The following is a 2,760-nucleotide window of genomic DNA, read 5'->3' as shown; positions in this document are numbered from 1 at the left end:
TCTAGTTGGCTTATACATGCTTTATGTATTTATTTATGCAAGATTAAATCCTAAGGCAGCTCCTCCTGTTCCATTTAAAGGAAATTTTGACTCAAAATTTTGGATTAAAGTATTAATAGTAATTATTCCTCCCCTTGCTTTAATTTTCGCGGTTTTAGGATCTATACTTTTGGGTATTGCAACCGTTAATCAAGCTGGATCAATTGGAGCAATAGGTGCAACCATGATGGCTGGTTATCGTTTACATAAAGGAAAAAAAGATGCTTACTATCCAATTATAATTGCAATTTTATCTGTCGTTCCAATTTATATATTATCTAAAAATTATAATTTAAATATTAAGGCTGTAGAAACTAGAGATCTTACAGCAATTTTTATCACAGGATTTTTTACTATTACTTTTTTAATTGGAATTATTTGGAGTTTTTGGAGAGCATATAAAATTGAAAATGTATTAAGAGAAGTTGTTACAGAAACATGTGTAACTACTTCAATGGTATTTATAATTTTATTAGGAGCTGCAATGTTAACCTCTGGATTTAGAGCGTTTGGAGGTGAAGAGCTAGTAAGAGATTTTCTTCAAGATTTGCCAGGGGGATTTTGGACACAGTTTATTGTTGTAATGGCAGTGATTTTTTTACTAGGTTTCTTTCTTGATTTTATAGAAATAGCCGTTGTTGTTGTTCCTATCATTGCTCCGATATTATTAGCTGAACCAGGAGCTAATGTAAGTGCAATTTGGCTTGGTGTAATGATTGGGGTAAATTTACAAACTTCATTTTTAACACCACCATTTGGTTTTGCATTATTTTACTTAAAAGGTGTAGCTTCAAAACTTGTTACTACTTTAAATATCTGGAGAGGTGTTGTTCCATTTATTATTTTACAATTAATAGGTCTTGGAATTGTTGGTTTCTATCCATCATTAGTAAACTATCTACCAGCAAGAACATATTTAACGTCAAACGTTGCTCCACCACCGATGAATCCAAAGTTACAATATTGCTTACAAGAGTACAAATTTGCGATTTACAACACTGAAGAACAAAGAATTACTAATGCAATAAAAGACATGCAGAAATTAACTCCCGCTAATCTTCCAATGGATAAATTAGATATTTTTGAAGAGCATTTTGATAATGCGCTTGGGACTTTTGCTATTGTTAAAAAACTTCAAAAAACAGAGGAAGAATATGAATTATTCACAAAAGATTATAGGGACTTGCATTTCAATGTAAGAAAAATTGAGAAAAAAATTAGAAAAATAGACCAGAAAATTAAAAAAATAAAAGCTGAAATTAGAAATTTAGATGATGATAACTTATCAAATAAAAATAAATTAGAATTAAAGATCGAGAATTACGAGCTAGAAATTAAAGAACTTCAAGATAAAGTTCCTGAAAGTTGGAAAGCTAAAAATGGAGAGTTTGAAATACTGCACAAAGCAAAAAACACAAGAACAAAAAGGTATAGAAAAAATGTTGATGAAGCTTATGAAACTTTGGATCAAATAGTAATGTTTATAAATGATAATGAAAAATTAAAAGAACTTTCATCAGAAATAAAAGAATTAAAATATAATATTGATAATAAAAATTACGAAAACTCAATATCAGTAATTGATAATCTTTTTGAAAAACTAGGAGAAATTTCTGGAACTGAAGAATTTGCAAATAAATTAGATGACCTAATATCTGTTATAGATAATGATGAGGTAGATGAGCAAAAATTAACTGAAGTAAGTTCAGAAACTTTCAATCTTTTCAATTTAGAAGTTTCATGGAGAGATGATGCTAATAAGAATTTGATGCCTGAATTAATTAAATATAATGATGTTATCAAACATAATATTGGTCTAAGACTTCAAAACAGATTAACTAAAGAACAGGCTAAATTTGTTGCAAGGTGTAATTCAGTTCATAGAGATATATCTTTAAACTTTTAATTCTTTGGAATTAGTTTTACATCATTCTTCGATGAGTATTAATATCCTTTTGCATACCCATCTTTTCTAGGATCTGATCCACCCAAGAGATCACCTTCACTTCTATTTATTTTTATTGCTTGGCCCCCACCATGTGTACCATCAAAATATTCTACATTATGACCTATTTCTTTGAGTCCATGTAAAATTTCTTTATCAACAGTTTTTTCTAGTTTGTAAATATTATTAAAATGAAAAGCTCTTGGAAAACTCAAAGCTTCTTGTGGTCCCATTCCAAAATCAATCATATTATTTAAAACATGAACTTGTCCCACTGGTTGATATTGGCCTCCCATAACGCCATAACTTAAAGTTGCTTTGTTGTTTTTATTAATAAGCATACCAGGAATAATAGTATGTAACGGTCTTTTTAAGCCTGCTATGCAGTTTGGATGTCCATTTTCTACTCTGAAATTTGTACCCCTATTATGTAAAAGTATTCCACTTTTATTTGTAGTAATACCTGATCCGAATACATAACAAACAGAATTGATTATTGATACACTATTTAAATCCTTATCTACTACTGTTAGATATATTGTTTCTGGATGAGCTGGAATATTTAAGTCACCAACATCACTGCATGAATTTAAGTTAATTTTATTAAAAATTTCTTCAATATTTTTATCACTTAAAATTTCTTCTAAATTAAAGTTAACAAAATTTGGATCACCTAATATAGTTTCTTTAACTTTATAAGCTTGTTTTGTAACTTCTGCCAATTATATAAATTAGGATAGTTAAAATAATCGAGCCAAAAATAACTAGCAAACCTG

Annotated in this window: 2 protein-coding genes; one reads left to right on the top strand and one right to left on the bottom strand. The window is 29.0% G+C overall.

The features are described 5' to 3' along the window. The coding region (locus tag AMO08_RS00760; protein ID WP_179850723.1) for a TRAP transporter large permease at positions 1-1,945 on the top strand (1,945 nt) is incomplete at its 5' end. 38 nt (positions 1,946-1,983) lie between these two features. On the opposite strand, the gene AMO08_RS00755 is transcribed toward AMO08_RS00760, so the two are convergent. Continuing rightward, on the bottom strand, positions 1,984-2,706 hold the full coding sequence (locus AMO08_RS00755) for a gamma-glutamyltransferase (RefSeq protein WP_075484309.1): 723 nt from the start codon (positions 2,704-2,706) through the stop codon (positions 1,984-1,986). Between the last annotated feature and the right edge of the window lie 54 nt (positions 2,707-2,760).

The sequence above is a fragment of the Candidatus Pelagibacter communis genome (assembly GCF_001180205.1).
Taxonomy (GTDB): Bacteria; Pseudomonadota; Alphaproteobacteria; order Pelagibacterales; family Pelagibacteraceae; genus Pelagibacter; species Pelagibacter ubique_O.
Note: the sequence above shows the minus strand (reverse complement) of the source record. Positions and strands in the feature narration are given on the sequence as shown.